At 54.3% G+C, this 16,247-nt stretch carries 17 protein-coding genes; 6 read left to right on the top strand and 11 right to left on the bottom strand.

The features are described from left to right. Positions 1 to 28 precede the first annotated feature (28 nt). The gene (locus ACN0RL_RS11625) at positions 29 to 385 is read left to right on the top strand and encodes a translation initiation factor Sui1 (RefSeq protein ID WP_417516893.1); all 357 of its coding nucleotides are present in this window, start codon (positions 29 to 31) and stop codon (positions 383 to 385) included. Between the two features lie 13 nt (positions 386 to 398). Here the strand turns inward: ACN0RL_RS11625 and ACN0RL_RS11630 are convergent, their stop codons facing one another. The 10 genes from ACN0RL_RS11630 to ACN0RL_RS11675 all read right to left on the bottom strand — a co-directional run bounded on the left by ACN0RL_RS11630 (position 399) and on the right by ACN0RL_RS11675 (position 10,284). Beyond that, the gene (locus tag ACN0RL_RS11630; protein ID WP_417516895.1) at positions 399 to 869 is read right to left on the bottom strand and encodes a DUF4442 domain-containing protein; all 471 of its coding nucleotides are present in this window, start codon (positions 867 to 869) and stop codon (positions 399 to 401) included. Between the two features lie 133 nt (positions 870 to 1,002). After that, positions 1,003 to 2,646: a fatty acid--CoA ligase gene (locus ACN0RL_RS11635; RefSeq protein ID WP_417516897.1), complete on the bottom strand. Its 1,644-nt coding sequence runs from the start codon at positions 2,644 to 2,646 to the stop codon at positions 1,003 to 1,005. 127 nt (positions 2,647 to 2,773) lie between these two features. Beyond that, on the bottom strand, positions 2,774 to 3,106 hold the full coding sequence (locus ACN0RL_RS11640; protein ID WP_417516899.1) for a Na+/H+ antiporter subunit G: 333 nt from the start codon (positions 3,104 to 3,106) through the stop codon (positions 2,774 to 2,776). Positions 3,107 to 3,160: 54 nt separating this feature from the next. After that, on the bottom strand, positions 3,161 to 3,430 hold the full coding sequence (locus ACN0RL_RS11645) for a K+/H+ antiporter subunit F (RefSeq protein WP_417516901.1): 270 nt from the start codon (positions 3,428 to 3,430) through the stop codon (positions 3,161 to 3,163). Beyond that, positions 3,427 to 3,915: a Na+/H+ antiporter subunit E gene (locus ACN0RL_RS11650; protein WP_417516903.1), complete on the bottom strand. Its 489-nt coding sequence runs from the start codon at positions 3,913 to 3,915 to the stop codon at positions 3,427 to 3,429. The genes ACN0RL_RS11645 and ACN0RL_RS11650 overlap by 4 nt, the downstream gene beginning before the upstream one ends. Next, complete coding sequence (locus ACN0RL_RS11655) at positions 3,915 to 5,453, bottom strand: monovalent cation/H+ antiporter subunit D (RefSeq protein WP_417516905.1); 1,539 nt, start codon at positions 5,451 to 5,453, stop codon at positions 3,915 to 3,917. Before ACN0RL_RS11655 ends, ACN0RL_RS11650 begins: the two co-directional genes overlap by 1 nt. After that, positions 5,450 to 5,815, bottom strand: a complete 366-nt coding sequence (locus ACN0RL_RS11660) for a Na+/H+ antiporter subunit C (protein WP_417516907.1) — start codon at positions 5,813 to 5,815, stop codon at positions 5,450 to 5,452. The genes ACN0RL_RS11655 and ACN0RL_RS11660 overlap by 4 nt, the downstream gene beginning before the upstream one ends. Further along, positions 5,815 to 8,616 carry a monovalent cation/H+ antiporter subunit A gene (locus tag ACN0RL_RS11665; RefSeq protein ID WP_417516909.1) on the bottom strand — a complete coding sequence of 934 codons (2,802 nt, stop codon included), beginning with the start codon at positions 8,614 to 8,616 and terminating at the stop codon, positions 5,815 to 5,817. The genes ACN0RL_RS11660 and ACN0RL_RS11665 overlap by 1 nt, the downstream gene beginning before the upstream one ends. A gap of 396 nt (positions 8,617 to 9,012) precedes the next feature. Beyond that, on the bottom strand, positions 9,013 to 9,177 hold the full coding sequence (locus ACN0RL_RS11670) for a hypothetical protein (RefSeq protein ID WP_417516911.1): 165 nt from the start codon (positions 9,175 to 9,177) through the stop codon (positions 9,013 to 9,015). Between the two features lie 108 nt (positions 9,178 to 9,285). Further along, on the bottom strand, positions 9,286 to 10,284 hold the full coding sequence (locus tag ACN0RL_RS11675) for a GlxA family transcriptional regulator (protein ID WP_417516913.1): 999 nt from the start codon (positions 10,282 to 10,284) through the stop codon (positions 9,286 to 9,288). A gap of 267 nt (positions 10,285 to 10,551) precedes the next feature. Here ACN0RL_RS11675 and ACN0RL_RS11680 point away from each other — a divergent pair, with 267 nt between their 5' ends. Together ACN0RL_RS11680 and ACN0RL_RS11685 are read left to right on the top strand one after the other, a co-directional pair. Further along, positions 10,552 to 12,354, top strand: coding sequence for an acyl-CoA dehydrogenase (locus ACN0RL_RS11680; protein WP_417516915.1), 1,803 nt, complete (start codon positions 10,552 to 10,554; stop codon positions 12,352 to 12,354). Beyond that, positions 12,354 to 13,133: a crotonase/enoyl-CoA hydratase family protein gene (locus ACN0RL_RS11685; protein ID WP_417516917.1), complete on the top strand. Its 780-nt coding sequence runs from the start codon at positions 12,354 to 12,356 to the stop codon at positions 13,131 to 13,133. Before ACN0RL_RS11680 ends, ACN0RL_RS11685 begins: the two co-directional genes overlap by 1 nt. Positions 13,134 to 13,334: 201 nt before the next feature. Here ACN0RL_RS11685 and ACN0RL_RS11690 read toward each other — a convergent pair whose 3' ends face one another. Further along, positions 13,335 to 14,627 carry an alkane 1-monooxygenase gene (locus tag ACN0RL_RS11690; RefSeq protein ID WP_417516919.1) on the bottom strand — a complete coding sequence of 431 codons (1,293 nt, stop codon included), beginning with the start codon at positions 14,625 to 14,627 and terminating at the stop codon, positions 13,335 to 13,337. A gap of 181 nt (positions 14,628 to 14,808) precedes the next feature. On the opposite strand from ACN0RL_RS11690, the gene ACN0RL_RS11695 reads away from it, so the two are divergent. From ACN0RL_RS11695 to ACN0RL_RS11705, 3 genes are all read left to right on the top strand, one after another. Beyond that, positions 14,809 to 15,066 (top strand): hypothetical protein, encoded by a 258-nt coding sequence (locus ACN0RL_RS11695; protein ID WP_417516921.1) that lies wholly within the window; start codon positions 14,809 to 14,811, stop codon positions 15,064 to 15,066. A 90-nt stretch (positions 15,067 to 15,156) separates the two neighbouring features. Continuing rightward, positions 15,157 to 15,450, top strand: a complete 294-nt coding sequence (locus ACN0RL_RS11700; protein WP_417516923.1) for a hypothetical protein — start codon at positions 15,157 to 15,159, stop codon at positions 15,448 to 15,450. Between the two features lie 91 nt (positions 15,451 to 15,541). Continuing rightward, positions 15,542 to 16,180: a hypothetical protein gene (locus ACN0RL_RS11705; protein WP_417516925.1), complete on the top strand. Its 639-nt coding sequence runs from the start codon at positions 15,542 to 15,544 to the stop codon at positions 16,178 to 16,180. The last annotated feature ends 67 nt before the right edge of the window (positions 16,181 to 16,247 follow it).

Raw genomic sequence — 16,247 nt, forward strand, 5'->3', positions numbered from 1 at the left:
AGCCAGAGGCCCGGCATTCGGAGGAGAAATGACGAAGCGATCTACAGGCGGGTTAGTGTTTTCAACCGAGCAGGGACGGATGTGCCCGGAGTGCCGTAACCCGGTTGCCCACTGCACCTGTCGGCAGGCGACACGCCCGGAAGGCGACGGCATCGTACGTGTAAGCCGCGAGACCAAAGGGCGCAAGGGCAAAGGTGTTACGCTGGTTACCGGCATACCCATGGATGAGAAAGAACTCAAAGCCTACGCCAAAGAGCTTAAAGCCAAATGCGGCACGGGCGGCACCGTAAAAGCCGGTGTGGTTGAAATTCAGGGTGACCAGAGAGACCTGCTTGTTCCACTTCTGGAGCAGAAAGGCTGGGTTGTAAAACGCTCAGGTGGCTGATTACGCAGGGGACTTAACGTTTCTTCCTGACGTAAAGCACCTTGTTAACCCGGGCAACCAGTTCGCCCTTCTCATCTATAATATCCACATCCCACTGGGGCAGCATTTTATCGCCGCCCGCGGTGGCTGTGCGAATTTCCTCAAGCTTTTCTTCGGTTAGCTCAAAGTGCGCCGTAACAAGGCCTTTGCCGGGCCTGATGAAATCGATACAGGCCGATTTGTCCCACACTATATAGTCCTTACCCAGAGTGTTCATGAGTAGCAGCATGTACATAGGATCAACCATGCTGTAGAGCGAACCGCCAAAGTGAGTGCCCACGTAGTTGGTGTTATACCAGTGCAGGTTCATTTCTACCGACGCCGAACGGTAGTTGTCCGCGATATGGGTCACTTTTACACCCGCGCCTGCGTAAGGGCCGTAAACATTCATTATTTTACGAACGCCGTTCGGGCTGGAGATCCAGTTGCGGAGTTTCGACATCATGTTAGTCAGGCTCTTTTGTAGCAGTAAGTTGAGAAAGGTTTGAGGCGGGCGTATCCCCCGGCCAGGAATATACGGTGAAAAACAAAAATGGCCCGCAGGAAAACCTGGCGGGCCATTGTGGTATCAGATCTGTTTACTGCAACTGGTCACGAATCAGTTTTTTGTTGATCTTGCCGACACTTGTTTTCGGAATGTCTTCAACGAAGTCAATCTGGCCAGGGATCGCCCATTTGTTGATCTCGCCATTATCAACGTATTGCTGAAGATGGTTTTGGATATCTTCCAGATTCGCCTGCTCGCCCGGCTTCAGGGTGACCAGTGCATAGGGCCGCTCGCCCCACTTCTCATCGGGAACGCCCACAACCGCTGCGCCGGCGACGGCAGGGTGCTGGCTGATCAGGTTTTCCAGATCCAGGGATGACAGCCATTCGCCGCCTGTTTTTATTACATCCTTGATCCGATCCTTGATGGTAAGGGTGTTATTTGGCTCCATGGAGGCAACATCCCCCGTGTGCAGCCAGCCGCCCTCCCAGAGCTCTTCACCTTTAGCGGGTTCTTTGAAATAGCTTTGTGTGAGCCAGGGTGCCCGGGCAACGACTTCGCCTTTTGCTTCGCCATCGTGGGCTACCGGGTTGCCCGAGGTATCAACAATCTCCACTTCCACCATTGGCACCGCAATGCCGGTTTTGATCCGCTTGGCTGTCTGCTGCTCCAGCGGTAGTTCAAGGTCTTCGGGCTTGAGATGTGTTGCGCTGAGCAAGGGGCAGGTTTCGGACATGCCGTAGCCTGTATACATGCGGATGCCGAGCTTCGCGCCAGCATCACACAGGCCCTTCGTCAGTGCGCTGCCGCCAATCAATACCTGCCAGTTGCTCAGGTCCGCTGTTTTTATCGACTCTGTGCCCATCATCATCTGCATGACGGTCGGAACACAGTGCGAGAACGACACCTTGTGTTCCTTGATCAGATCAACCAGCAATTCTGGCTCGTAGCGGCCAGGATAGACCTGTTTTATGCCCATCATGGTGGCGGCGTAAGGAACGCCCCAGGCATGAACGTGAAACATGGGCGTTACCGGCATATACACCGAAGACGAGCGTAGCAGTGGCATTTCATCGTAGGCGGAAAGCGAGCCGGTCATCGCCAGTGTGTGCAGGACCAGTTGGCGATGGCTGAAGAAAACGCCCTTCGGGTTTCCGGTAGTACCGGTGGTGTAGAAGGTAGTTGCAACGCTGTTTTCGTCGAAATCCGGGAAGTCGAACTCTGCGGCTGCAGCGGCCAGGAGTGTTTCGTACTCGCCGGCAGTTTTGAGTTGTGTATCCTTGGCGGTTTTTTCATCGCTGAGCTGGATATAGGTTTTGACGGTTTTGATGTCGTCCTGAACGCCTTCCAGAATAGGGATAAAGTCGTCGTGCACCAGTACCACATCGTCTTCGGCGTGGTTCATGGTGTAAACGATCTGGTCAGGAGACAAGCGCACGTTCACGGTGTGCAATATTGCTCCCATCATGGGGATCGCAAAAAAGCATTCCAGATAACGAGGCGTGTCCCAGTCCATAACCGCAACTGTATCGCCCGGTTTAACGCCGGCATCGGTGAGGGCGTTGGCAAGGCGGTGAATACGTTCTACCAGATCGGTGTATGTATACTTGCTGCGATTGGCGTATACGATCTCCTGATCCGGAGAATACCTTGGCCCCGAAAGCAGCAGCTGTTTGATCAGAAGAGGGTACTGGTGGGCATTTTCAGCCGCAGGTAAAATTCGTGTCTGGATCATGTCCGGATTCCTCTTTCCCGTTTGTTAGTGTTGTCTGAGAAGGTTGGTTCAATCTGACATAAATTGATTAAAATCGGAAGCTTGCAAAGGAGTTCCTTTGGCGCTTCTACCGTTTGCAAGATTGTGGCTACTGTTCCCAAGGGCTGCCTTCGGTTCCCTCCATGGTTTTTACCCGTAAATGCATGGCTGCTTTTGCCAACATATTAGCGCTCACCGGAGCGGTTAGAACCAGAAAGACGGTGATCAGTATCTCGGAAATATGGAATGTTCCATCCAGAATGCTGAAATAGATAATTGAGCTGAGCATGATGGCGCCTACACCTACTGTGGTTGCCTTGGTTGGACCGTGCAACCGGGTGTAGAAGTCTGGCAGGCGGGCGAGGCCGAGAGCTCCTACCAGCGTAAAAGCACCGCCAAGAAGGAGCAGGGCCGAGATGACGTATTCAGCGAACAGGCTCATAAGCTTTATTCTCCGCGAGTGAGCAGGTCTGGGTGGTGGTGCATTAAAAAATTATTACTCAATTACGCTACCCCGCTTCAGATACTTGGCCATGGCAACGGTCCCTACAAAACCCATGACTGCAATCAGCAGAGCTGACTCAAGGTACATACGAGTGCCCAGAGTAATACCCAGCAGGATGATCAGCGCAATGGCATTGACATAGAGTGTATCGAGCGCCAGCACCCTGTCTGGTGCATCCGGCCCCATAATCAAGCGGTAAACGTTAAGTAGTGCAGCCAATGTGACCATGGCGATAGTGGCATACAGCGCAATGGTGATCATCCAAACATCTCCATCAGTGGCTTTTCATAGCGATTAAAGATGGCATCAATGACCTCTTGATCGCTGGCCGTATTCAGCGCATGAATCAGCAGGATTTTATTGTCATCGCTTATATCGGCGCTGACCGTTCCTGGCGTCAAGGAAATGGTGCTCGCCAGAATGGATATGGCCAGAGGATGCTCAAGGCTTAGAGGATAAGTGATGAAGGCAGGGCGTGGCTGGCGAGGATTTATAATGAGCCAGGCAACCGAAAAGCTTGCCACTACAATATCCACAAGCACTCTCAGCAGGTATGCGGGCATACGCCAGGCTTTTACGAAAGCGGGGCGTTCGGGCCAGAATCCATGGGTCAGTTGCGGTACGCCCCAGGCAAGTATAATGCCCAGAACGATACTGCCGCCGGACACACCATCGCTGAGTATCTGCCAGGAGAGGAACAGAACGAAGCTCAGCCAGGGCTGTGGGAAACTCAGGCGATCAAACATCAATTAATCTCCCCGACCAGTGGGTTCTGCGGAATATGCATGGGCGTCTGCAGAATATTAATATAACCCTGATTGTCGTAGATCTGCTCAGCGGTGGCGCGGGTGTAGTCACTCAGAGGCCCTGCCAAAACTACGATCAACAGGGTGAGACAGGTGAGTATGCCGGTAGAAACCGACACCCGGTTATTCAAGGGTTCCGGCGTTTCACGGTGGCCATCGATGGTCCACCAGAAGACGATGCTACCAGCGCGGCTGTAGGCAACAAGCGTCAGGAAACCTCCCACCAGTAAAACGCCCCATAGCCAGGCCATCCGGGTTCCTGGTTCAACAGACTGAAGAATCAGAAGCTTGCCGAAAAAGCCGCTCAAGGGAGGCAAGCCAGCTGCAGAGACCGCGCCAATCAAAAACAGCACGCTCAGAAATGTCCTGTAGTACATTTTCGGTGCTGTAACAATGCTGTCAGCAGCCTGCCCTCTCTGGCTTGCAACCAGTTCGGAAACCAGAAACAGGGCTGCTGCTGTCCAGGTGGTGCTGACAAGATAAAACAGAGCCGCAGACAGACCCGCCTCAGAACCAAGCGCAATAGGCGCCAGTAAGGTGCCAACGGATATGATGACCTGCCAGGCGACCAGTGTTTTCAGGCTGTCTGCTCCCAGCGCTCCGATAACGCCCATGCTCAGGGTTATCAGGGCCAGGGGGAAGAGCCAGTCCATGCCCAGATTTGCAAGCTCCCCAGCGTTGTCTCCGAAAATCAGCGGGTAAATTCTCACAATGGCGTAAATGCCTACCTTGGTCATAACCGCGAAGAGTGCAGCAACCGGAGCAGTTGCCTTTGCATAAGCTTTTGGCAGCCAGAAACACAGGGGGAGAATTGCGGCTTTCAGACCAAAAACCACCAGAAGCATCATGCCGCCGGCTTTCACAAGATTCTGGCCGCTGCCAGAAACCTGGGGGATTTTCACCGCAAGATCTGCCATGTTCAAGGTGCCGGTGACGCTGTAAATCATACCAACACCAATCAGGAACAGTGCAGAGCCAACCAGGTTCAGCGCCACATAGTGCAGCCCTGGAACCGTCCTTGCTGTTCCGCCGCCATGTAATAGCAATCCGTAAGAGGCAATCAGCAATACTTCAAAGGCAACGAACAGGTTGAACAGGTCACCAGTCAGGAACGCAATGTTGAGGCCCATCAGCTGGAACAGAAACAACGCATGGAACTGTCGGTTACCCTCATCGGCACCACCACTGGCGTAAATGTGGCAGAAGAGCCCGAGGATAGCTGTCAGCACAAGCATGAGTGCTGCCAGTCGGTCGAGAACCAGAACAATGCCGAAGGGCGGCTGCCAGTTGCCGAACGCATAGATGCGGTAGCTGTCATCGTTGGCAAGCATCAGCAGTACAACGGCAGATACCAGCATTAGCACTGTGGTGGAGAGCGCTAGAGTGCGGCGCAGGCTGATAGGGGCATAGCCCATAAACACCTGCAAAATGCCGCCAAGAAGTGGTATCAGAATCGGAGCGATAAGCCAGTGAGTCATTTACCGGCTACCTCCTTTTCCAGTTTTGACGGCGGTGTTTTGCTGCGCCGGCCATCCACATGATCATTTTCGTTATCTGCGAGGTTGCGCAGCGACAGAACGACCAGAAACGCGGTCATGGCAAAGCCAATAACGATGGCCGTCAGTACCAACGCCTGCGGCAGAGGGTCAGAATAGCTGGCGGCTGTGCCAATGACTGGCTGCTGGCCTGTGGCGAGGCGCCCGGTGGCAAACAGGAACAGGTTTACTCCGTAAGAGAGCAGTGTCAGCCCCATGATGACGGGGAAAGTTCGGGCACGGAGCAGCAGGTATACGCCGGATGCCGTCAAGGCACCAATAACCAGTGCAAATAACAATTCCATTACACGCCCTCCGTTTTGCTCTTGATGGCCGAGTGCGGCGATAGCCTGCCGATACTGACGAGTGCCAGCAGTGTGGCGCCAATTACGGCAAGGTAAACACCCAGGTCGAAGATCATCGCCGAGGCAACCTCAAATTTGCCCACAACCGGCCAGGTGATGTAGCCAAATGAACTTGTCAGGAACGGGTAACCAAACGCCAGGCTGCCGGCGCCGGCAATAATAGCGAACAGCAGCCCAAGGGCAATTACTGTGTGATAGCGGAATGGAATACGATCCTCGGTCTTGACCATGCCGCTGCCGATGTACTGAAGGATCAGAGCCACAGAGGTAATCAGGCCGGCAATAAAGCCACCGCCGGGCAGGTTGTGGCCGCGCAGGAAAATATACGCAGACACCATCAGTGCCAATGGCAGCATTGGCCGGGCAATCTGTCTTAGCATCAGCGGATAACTATCCCGGGTCCAGGGATGGCCCAGGCCGTCTCCTGGAGGAGGAGTGAGCGCGGTGTTCTTCAGCATGGCATAGATGCCAAGCGCGGCAATCGCCAGTACTGTGATCTCGCCCAGGGTATCGAAGCCACGGAAGTCGACGAGGATCACGTTGACTACGTTGGTTCCGCCACCTCCCGGTTTACTGTTTTCCAGGAAGAATTCGGAAATGGAACTGAAAGGCTGAGTCAGCATTGCCAGTGTAACCAGAGTCATTCCGGTACCTGCCGCCAGAGAGATCAAAACGTCGCGGATACGCTGTATTTTTGAGCTCTCGATGGGTGTCCATGAAGGCATGTAATAAAGTGCCAGCATTAGCAGAACAATGGTGACAACTTCCACAGAGAGTTGAGTCATGGCCAGATCGGGCGCGGAGAACCGAGCGAATGCCAGCGCCACAACCAGGCCAACGACGCTCAGGAGTACCAGCGCGTAAAAGCGCTCGCGATGCCAGAGTGCAGTTGCCAGCGCAGAAACAATCAGCACGCCGGCGGCAATCGCCGTGGGCCAGTCAACCGGGCTCAGCCCGCTCTCACCGATGAAGAAACCATTGTTTGCAAGGGGCAGTGCGACTACTGCAATCACGCTAACCACCAGAAGCATGGCATAACGCTGAAGCGAACCGTTTTCGACCCATCCCGTGAAGCGATGAGCCAGATCTACGAACTCTGAAACCACTTCTTCAAATACAGCCTTCCCGTCAATTTCCCGGAAGCGGGCATGGAAGTCGTAAAAGCGCCGACGCTGGCTGTACATGAGCAGACCACCGAAGAAGGCGAAAAAGCTCATTAATAATGGCAAGTTAAAGCCGTGGAGTACGGCCAGTTGATAATCGGGTACATCGCCGCCGAGGGTGGCAGATGCTGCAGAGAATAGCAGCGGCCCCACGGAAATGGTCGGAAACACACCCACCATGATGCAGGCAAATACAAGAATCTCCACCGGAAATTTCATGTAGCGGGGCGGTTCATGGGGCGGGAACTTGGGTAGGTCCACGGGCTTTCCGTTGAAGAACACGTCGTGAACGAAACGAGCCGAGTAGGCAACTGCGAAGATACCCGCCAGGGTGGCAATAATCGGAGGTAGCCAGGCCCAGAGGCCGGGCAGGTTGAGCTGCAGGGACTCGGCGAAGAACATTTCCTTACTGAGAAATCCGTTCAGCAAAGGAACGCCAGCCATGGATGAGGCCGCAACCATGGCCAGCGTGGCGGTATGGGGCATGTAACGCCAGAGCCCGTTGATCCGGCGCATATCGCGAGTGCCGGTTTCGTGGTCAATAATACCGGCGGCCATGAACAGAGACGCTTTGAAGGTGGCATGGTTGATTACGTGGAAGATTGCGGCAACGGCGGACAACTGAGTGCCCATGCCCAGCAGCAGAGTGATCAGGCCCAGGTGGCTTACGGTTGAATAAGCAAGCAGGCCTTTCAGGTCGTGTTTGAACATGGCGATATAGGCGCCAAGAAGCAGCGTCGCCATGCCGGTGAAGCTGACCATATAGAACCATTGTTCTGTTCCCGCCAAAGCCGGGTATAGGCGCGCCATCAAAAATATACCCGCTTTTACCATAGTTGCGGAGTGCAGGTAGGCAGAGATCGGAGTGGGTGCCTGCATGGCATGGGGCAGCCAGAAATGAAACGGGAACTGGGCTGATTTGGTAAAGGCGCCAAGTAAAATCAGGGTCAGTGCCACAGGATACATTGCATGTGCTTTGATCTGGTCGCCTGCCGCGAGCACATCATCCAGCTCAAAACTGCCAACAATATTGCCAATAATCAGAATGCCGGCCATAAGGGCCAGACCGCCGCCTCCGGTTACCGCCAGAGCCATCCGGGCGCCACGCCTTGCGTCCTGTTTGTGTGTCCAGAAGCTGATCAGCAGGAAGGATGTCAGGCTGGTGAGTTCCCAGAAAATGAGCATCAGTAACAGGTTGCCGGAAAGCACGATGCCCAGCATCGAGCCTTTGAAACACAGAAGCAGGGAGTAGAACTTGGCTACATTTTCGCTGGCTTTGAGGTAGTAGTGGGAATAGATAATCACCAGAAGGCCGATGACCAGTATCAACAGCGCGAACAGAAGCGCCAGGCCATCAAGGCGGAAACTGAAAGAGAGCCCCAGAGCCGGAAGCCACTCGTAACTGTGCAAAACGGTGCCGCCCGCCGAAAGAACAGACCAGTGTGGAAACAGCGCAGCCAGTGCGATCAGTGCAGGGACGGATGATGCTATTGCGATAGCCGTCCGCCCGCCCTGGGCAAACAGAGGTGCGGCTATGGCCCCCAGAAACGGCAGTAGTACAACCAGCGGTAGCGACATCGCAGCCTCGTTAACGATTTTCTTTTATTATGAATGGAGGTGGCTCATGAGCCTGAGTCTAGTCTCCGGTCAGCCACCTTGCATAAGCCGCGTCAAGGCGATGATGCGGGCGCCCGGAGTTGGTTCAGCGTAAGCCTGGTGGGTCTGGGGAGTACGGTAAACGCCCGCGATGCCGCGCGATGTCAGCGGTAATTGGGGGACGATTGCTCTGCATGCAGCCGACGGACCTTGCGGTCATGGTTGCTCCGTTAGTAAAACCTGAAAACCGATGATACGTGCCCGGGCTCGCAGGTCAAGTCAACTTGTGATGGGTCAAGTGCAGATGTTGTATTTGAAAGTGACGTGGAGGGGCACTATCCGGCCGTTTTCTGCCAGCCCCTCTCTGTCACTGGAGTATCACCGGGCTGATTTGAGAGCGTTAAAAATGGCCTCGGCTTCGGCCTCCAGCACTTGATTGCGCAGGCTGTTGCCTTGCCGGCTGGCCTGCTCGATTTGTTCAAGCTTCAATGTGTACAGCCGGCTAAGAACTTCAACCCGGGTTTTTCGAACGGGTGCGTTCATGGCATTTTCTCCCACATAACACCTGTCAGTATTGTTTACAGATAGATCCGGCCAGTGGCCGTTAAGGCATTTGGATGCATAACCCGGGCCAGATACCAGCCGCTCTTGTTAACGGCCAAATCGCAAACGATAAGCTCCGGGAGAGAGCCCGGTATGCTTGCGAAAAAGACGACTGAAAGAACTGACGTCTTCATAGCCTACCAAGCGGGTTACATCTTCGACCGGAAAGCGGGAGCTTTCCAGATGCACGCGGGCCGCTTCTACTCGAATGGCCTGAAGGTAGCCTGTTGGCGTATCGCCCGTGGCCAACTTGAATCGTCGCATCAGCGAACGCGAGGTGAGGCCACTTAAAGTGGCAAGAGAATCAAGGTTAACGGCCTGGCTGTAATGCTCCTCCAGCCAGTCCTGCAGTTTCAGGATCACCGGGTCTGAATGATACCGCTTGCTCTGAAGTGCGCTGTATGGTGCCTGGCTGTTACGCCCGGCGTCGATAACAAACGCCTTCGCTAATTCCCTCGCAACCTTTGGGCCTGCATGTCGTTCGATCAGATTTATGCCCAAATCCCACCAGGCCATGCCGCCGCCGGCACAAGCGATGTCCCCATCTACTGTTACCAGCTTCTCCGGGTGCAGGTTTACCCCGGGGTAGCGCTGATGAAAAGCGTTGCTGAACCCCCAGTGGGTTGTTGCTTCCTTACCGCTGAGCAACCCCGCCTCTGCCAGAAGGAAGGCTCCGGTGCAGTTACTGGCTACCCGAACCTGTCCCGAAGAGCTGCTGTTCGGACAATTGAACTGGCCCAGCCAGGCAACCAGATCTGCATTAGATGCGAGCACCTGATCAATCGGCGCACCAATAGTCGGTACGATCACCAGGTCAGCGTTATCTGCATCCAGCTCCTCCCAGCTGCCATCTGATAGCAGGGTGATGCCGTTAATGCACCGGCAGGGATCGCCGTTGCGCGTGAGCAGCCGCGTCGTAAAGTGCGGCTCAGGCTGCTCACCATGAATGCGCGCCCAGGTCACACCGGCCAAACGGAACAAATCGATCACACCCGTGATAGCGCTCGCCAATGCACCGTCAAACCCAATAATAGAAACTGTCTGCATAAAGTCTCCGGACTGTAGCTCTGAGGTAGGGTGATGCTGGTGCCGCTGCTCAGGACTGTCGGCAGCATGGATGCTGCCGTCAAGCTTACAGGGATGTATTCACAGCGTGTCCTGAGCAGCGGCACCAGCATCACCCGGGCGTCAGTTCACACTGTGGCGAATATAACCATGATTATGTCATAAACGCCGGTTCCCACGAAAACCCTGTTATGAGAGCCTGTAGGCAACCAAAAGATGGCTCCAGCCAATCATCAGGAATTTGCCTAAATGACCGATACCTTGATAGACCGCCGCGATCTGGCGTTTCAACTCTACGAAGTGCTTGATACAGAAAGCTTGCTCAGCCGTGACCGCTTTAACGAGCACAATCGCGATACTTTCGACGCTGTTATCGAAACCGCAGACAAAATGGCCCGGGAAAAGTTTGCGAGCCACAACAGCGCGGCTGATAAAGATGAGCCCAGGTTTGTTAACGGTCAGGTGGAAATGCTGCCTGAAGTGAAAGAAGCTTTTGATGCCTACGCCGAAGCCGGCTTTATCGCAGGGCGTTATGACTATGAGCTGGGAGGCATGCAACTTCCCGAATCTGTGATGGCTGCCTGCAACGGTTTCTTTACCGCAGCCAATCCGGGCACGGCGGGCTATCCATTTCTGACCACGGCGGCCGCAAACCTAATTCGCGTGTTCGGTAACGAATCACAGAAAACCAGCTTTCTTCCTAACATGCTCAGTGGCCGATATAGCGGCACCATGGCACTCACTGAGCCCCACGCTGGCTCATCGCTGGCAGATATCCGCACTTCCGCTACGCCAACCGATGATGGCCATTACCTGATCAAAGGTGCAAAGATTTACATCTCTGGTGGTGAACAGAGCATCACTGAAAACATCGTTCACATGGTGCTCGCCAAGATAAAAGGCGCTCCGGCAGGGGTAAAAGGCATTTCCTTGTTCATCGTTCCCAAATTCCGGGTAGATAGCGACGGCAATCCAACGGATCGTAACGGCGTAAGCCTGGCCGGCTTGATCCATAAACTTGGATACCGCGGCACTACCTCCACGGCGCTCAGTTTCGGTGACGATGCGCCTTGCCACGGCTATCTCGTGGGTGAGCCGCATCAGGGCCTGAAGTACATGTTCCAGATGATGAACGAAGCCAGGGTGGGTGTGGGCTTTGGTGCGGCGGTGATTGGTTATCGTGGATACATGCACAGCCTGGAATACGCCAAAGATCGTTTGCAGGGGCGTAAGGCCTCCGAAAAGAATCCGGAAAGCCCCCAGGTTCCGATTATTGATCACGCTGATGTACGCCGTATGCTGCTGGCACAGAAAGCCTACAGCGAAGGCGGATTGGCGCTTTGCCTTTATGGCGCACGCCTGATGGACGACCAACACACCCATCCGGATGAACAGAAGCGCGCGGAAGCTGGCAAATTGCTCGACCTGCTTACGCCTGTCATCAAGACCTGGCCTTCAGAGCATGGTCCGAAAGCCAATGACCTGGCCATTCAGGTATACGGCGGTGCCGGCTACACCCGAGAGTACCCGGTGGAACAGTGCTGGCGGGATAACCGTTTGAATCCGATCCACGAAGGCACTACCGGCATCCAGGGCCTCGATTTGTTGGGCCGCAAAATCTGGCAGGATCAAAGCCTTGGCTTACAGCTGCTGATGAAGGAAATGCAGGTGGACCTGGAAGCTGCGACCACCGATCGCTGCCAGCAATGGGCTTTGTCCCTGAGCGAGACCTTGCAGCAAGCCGTTAAAGTGACCCAGAACCTGGGTAAATCCCTGATGAGCGGCGAGGTGGACAAAACCCTCGCCAATGCCTCCTGCTATTTACACCTGTTCGGCCACATTATTGTAGCCTGGATGTGGCTGCGCCAAGCCAACGCCGCCGCCCAGGCGCTGGCTTCGGCTAATAGCGACGAAGAGCGCAATTTCTACCAGGGCAAGCTGCAGGCTGCCCAATACTTCTTCCACTGGGAGTTGCCGACGGTGGCGCAGGATTTGGTGCTATTGCGGAATATGGATGACACCTGCCTCAATATGAAGGCGGAGTGGTTCTGATGGCATTGGTTAACGTTGAAAAGAAAGGTCATATCCTGCTCATCGGACTGAACCGCCCGGAAAAAATGAACGCCATGAACCGGGCCATGTACCACGAAATCGCTGCAGCCTACTACCAGCTGGAACACGATAATGACCTGAGAGTGGGCCTGATGTATGCGGAGGGCGACCACTTCACCAGCGGATTGCAATTGGATGACTGGGCTGGTGTGTTCGCTAACGGTCAGGGCATAGAGCCGGGTGAAGGTGAGCTGGATCCGTTTCATATAACCGGTGACGGCCTCAGCAAACCGGTGGTCTTTGCCACGCAAGGTATCTGTTTTACCTGCGGTGTCGAAATGATGTTGAACACAGACATCCGCGTAGCGGCAAAAGGTACGCGCTTCGCACAGCTGGAAGTCAAACGCGGCATTTTTGCTTGCGGTGGTGCCACTATCCGGCTGCAACGGGAAATCGGTTGGGGCAACGCCCAGCGTTACCTGCTGACCGGTGATGAGTGGACCGCGGAACAGGCGTACGAATGGGGCCTGATACAGGAACTCGTTGAGCCGGGTGAGCAATTCAACGTAGCACTGGAAATCGCCGAGAAAATAGCCAGTGCCGCACCCCTGGGTGTGCGCGGCAGTCTGAAATCCTCGAAAATTGCGGTAAGCGAAGGTCAGGAAGTGGCGAAGCAGCGCTTGTTTCCGGATTTGCAGCCCGTTATGGCCAGCGAAGACGTTAAGGAAGGCATTCAGTCTTTTCTCGAAAGGCGAAGTGCAGTTTTTAAAGGAAGGTAAGGCGGGCAACTCACGTTTGAAGCTGCCGGTGGGCCTTACCAAACTCAAAGCTTCCGGTGGAACTAAGTTCCCGAAACTGTCGGCAGCAAGGACGCTGCCGTCAAGCGTACAGGGATGTATTCACAGCGTGTTTCGGGAACTTAGTTCCACCGGAAGCCTGCACTATTGGTCGGAAGCCAGTCGTTCTGGGATTCGAGATGGTCAGGCAGCCTTCTCCGAAGCCGAACCAGCCTCTTCCTCCCGACGAGTCTCAGCCCTGGCAGCCACTTCAGCAGCATAATCCGCATACTTGGCCACCAGCTCCGCCTTGCGGTCCGGATCCCAGTTGATCTTGCTCAGATCCCCTTCGTAGTGGTCAATTACCCGTTTATCCATGGTTTCATACCACCACTGTGGCACATACGCCGGTGCAAGCATGGATGCATAACCGCCAGGCAGTTGGGGCGCTTTCTCGAAGTGACGCAAAGCCTGGTAGCTGCGCTGTGGATGGGCATGATGGTCTGAGTGACGCTGCAACTGATACAGAAACAGATTCGTCACAATATGATTACTGTTCCAGCTGTGTTCCGGCTGGGTGCGCACATACTTTCCGTTATCGTCTTTCTGCCGCAGCAGCCCGTAGTGCTCAATATAGTTAACGCTCTCCAGCAAGCTGGCACCATAAACCGCTTGTGCCGCGAGGAAAGGCACAGCCCGTGGCCCGCAGGCCAGCGTTGTCGCCCCGAAAAAGCCCGCACTCATCGCCCAGCCCTGCAGCAACTCGTTTTCAAGACTCCAGAAGCTTTTCCCCTTCCGTGCCAGGCGAGCCCGCTCGATCTTCACGGCGGATTTCATGCCACCGAACACGGTGCGGGGTAAAAATTTCCAGAAACTCTCACCCATGCGACTGCTCGCCGGATCCTCCGGAGTCGCTACCCGCTTGTGGTGGCCAAAATTGTGCTCAACAACAAAGTGGGTGTAGCCCGTTGGCGCTAGCGCTGCCATCGCCATTAATTTATTGAGCTTGTTGGATTTGTGCCCCAGTTCATGAGCCGTGTTGATGCCAACGCCATTGATGGCACCGACGGTCAGCGTCAGACCGATTTTGTCCTCGATCGGCGTACCCTTTCGGCTGGCCAGCCATGCGCCTAAAACCGTCATCGCATATTGGGAAGGTATAAACGCTTTTACGATACGGCCGTAATACTTGTCTTGTTCCAGTGGGCCAACCGCCGATTCGGGCGGGTTGCTTTTGTCCTCACCAATAGCGCGGTCCAGTGCCGGAATGATGCCATGCACCAGTGCCGGACCTGTCCAGGCCAGGGCTTTCAGTTTTTTCGGTGCTACCGCATAGCCTGCCAGCGCAGCCAGGCCAATGCCCGGAAGGGCAGGCCCCAGTAGCCAGAGATAACGCTTGGGGTCTTTCCATTTTTCAATATGGCCGGCAGTTGTCGAAGGGTTATCAACTGCTGTTGTAGTGTGCGAATCCAGATGGTCCGGGGTTTTGGCGTTCATGGCGTCTCTCCATTGCAGTGCGCGTAACCTGAATTTATGTCGGACAATCTTGCAATGCAACAATTATAAGAAATTATTCCGGAGGCTGGCTCAAAATGACAAAAAGCAATTAATTGGCAGAGTCTGCAAATCTGGACCAGACTTTCAGCACAAAAAAGACAAAAACAGGGATGGACAGGTTATGACAGCTTCCAGTGCTTCGCCTTCTGCCGCGTCTGGCGAGGTTCTCAACAGGCTTCGGGAATACGCATCCAGTGCTCGGCTTGTTGAGGTTGTATACCGCGATAGCGCAGGGCAAATCTGCATTGTTCATGACGTCGTGCGGGATATTTTCAGCCGTGCGGGGCAGGATTTTATTCTTCTCGGTCGAGGCACCATGCTGCCGTTCGAGCGTGTACTGATGCTCAACGGTCAGCAAATCTCTGGTACGGCTGGTTAAACAAAGAGTAACCGGCAGGTAATTGTATGGTGCCTGACATGGCCGTACGCTGTGCACGGTTATAAACGTTTACCGACAGAGGGACATGTTATGAATAAATTTACTCTCGGCGCACTTCTTATGTTTTTGACTTTGGGTCTTGCTGCTTGCAGCTCCGAGGATAATGAGGGAGCTGATTTTGATCAGGCCGCTGACAACGCTGAAGAAATGGTGGATGACGCAGGCAACTCGATTGAAGAGACCTACGAGGAAGCCACTGGCCAGGACGAAGGCGTAATGGGCGAAATGAAGGAAGGCGCTGAAAACGCTGGCGAAGAAATCGGTGACGCCGCCGAAGACGCAGGCGACGCTATGGAAGAAGGTTATGACGAAGTAACCCAATAAGGGTACCTCGTTTTTTTCCTTTCGGAAGAGGGCGGCCTTGAATTTTCAGGCCGCCCTTTTTGTTTTCAGGAACGGCTGAGCGAGGGAAAAAATGGAATACATCAGCCCGATAAGCAACCTTGGAATGGTTGTGATATGGATCATTTATCTTCAGCTCTTTTTCATCCAGTACCGTCGTGGCAGCAGGCCCTATCTCGTGATTCATCACGGGCAGAACGAGAGCGCAGATTCCATGTGTCTGCTTGTCAACATGGGTAAGGAGCCAGTACACGTTCAATGCGTGCAGGCACTGGTGAAAACTTGTGATGATCGGGAGGATCTGTTGACAGTCACTCGTTACGAACAAGTAAATACCGATGACAATAATATGCGCCAAAGCCTTCTTCAGGGCCCGCTGGAGCCTGGTGGTTTTCTGGTTTTAGGGAGTTTTCGCGACATTGTTCTGGGTTCTCGCAGCAACAACGATGATGCTGGGGAGCGGCTGGAAAACGTTAGCACGTTTACCATTCGAGCCGCTGTACTTCATGGCCCCACTTCCCATCCCGTGGGAGCACGCCGGAGGTTCTATCTGCGTCACGGCAGCAGCAGTTGTGTCTATCCGGAAAATATATATACCGAGCAGTTGAGCCAGCGCAGAAAGAAGCGCGAGGTGAGCCATTGGATTGAGGCGGAACTGAATCCAAGGAACGAGGGTCGCTCAATTAATGAAAACACGGATCAGTCAGCATAGGAGGCAGCCAGAATTTCTGTGCCAGCATAAATATTAACCGTCATGTCTTTTTAGTGTCGCCGCATTG

Source organism: Marinobacter sp. (assembly GCF_048259445.1).
Lineage (GTDB): Bacteria > Pseudomonadota > Gammaproteobacteria > Pseudomonadales > Oleiphilaceae > Marinobacter.

Coding starts and splice junctions, on each gene's coding strand:
- ACN0RL_RS11700 (WP_417516923.1), top strand. CDS start 15,157: ATGAATAAATTTACTCTCGGCGCACTTCTTATGTTTTTGACTTTGGGT.
- ACN0RL_RS11650 (WP_417516903.1), bottom strand. CDS start 3,915: ATGTTTGATCGCCTGAGTTTCCCACAGCCCTGGCTGAGCTTCGTTCTG.
- ACN0RL_RS11655 (WP_417516905.1), bottom strand. CDS start 5,453: ATGACTCACTGGCTTATCGCTCCGATTCTGATACCACTTCTTGGCGGC.
- ACN0RL_RS11625 (WP_417516893.1), top strand. CDS start 29: ATGACGAAGCGATCTACAGGCGGGTTAGTGTTTTCAACCGAGCAGGGA.
- ACN0RL_RS11645 (WP_417516901.1), bottom strand. CDS start 3,430: ATGATCACCATTGCGCTGTATGCCACTATCGCCATGGTCACATTGGCT.
- ACN0RL_RS11640 (WP_417516899.1), bottom strand. CDS start 3,106: ATGAGCCTGTTCGCTGAATACGTCATCTCGGCCCTGCTCCTTCTTGGC.
- ACN0RL_RS11685 (WP_417516917.1), top strand. CDS start 12,354: ATGGCATTGGTTAACGTTGAAAAGAAAGGTCATATCCTGCTCATCGGA.
- ACN0RL_RS11695 (WP_417516921.1), top strand. CDS start 14,809: ATGACAGCTTCCAGTGCTTCGCCTTCTGCCGCGTCTGGCGAGGTTCTC.
- ACN0RL_RS11635 (WP_417516897.1), bottom strand. CDS start 2,646: ATGATCCAGACACGAATTTTACCTGCGGCTGAAAATGCCCACCAGTAC.
- ACN0RL_RS11705 (WP_417516925.1), top strand. CDS start 15,542: ATGGAATACATCAGCCCGATAAGCAACCTTGGAATGGTTGTGATATGG.
- ACN0RL_RS11665 (WP_417516909.1), bottom strand. CDS start 8,616: ATGTCGCTACCGCTGGTTGTACTACTGCCGTTTCTGGGGGCCATAGCC.
- ACN0RL_RS11670 (WP_417516911.1), bottom strand. CDS start 9,177: ATGAACGCACCCGTTCGAAAAACCCGGGTTGAAGTTCTTAGCCGGCTG.
- ACN0RL_RS11675 (WP_417516913.1), bottom strand. CDS start 10,284: ATGCAGACAGTTTCTATTATTGGGTTTGACGGTGCATTGGCGAGCGCT.
- ACN0RL_RS11690 (WP_417516919.1), bottom strand. CDS start 14,627: ATGAACGCCAAAACCCCGGACCATCTGGATTCGCACACTACAACAGCA.
- ACN0RL_RS11680 (WP_417516915.1), top strand. CDS start 10,552: ATGACCGATACCTTGATAGACCGCCGCGATCTGGCGTTTCAACTCTAC.
- ACN0RL_RS11630 (WP_417516895.1), bottom strand. CDS start 869: ATGATGTCGAAACTCCGCAACTGGATCTCCAGCCCGAACGGCGTTCGT.
- ACN0RL_RS11660 (WP_417516907.1), bottom strand. CDS start 5,815: ATGGAATTGTTATTTGCACTGGTTATTGGTGCCTTGACGGCATCCGGC.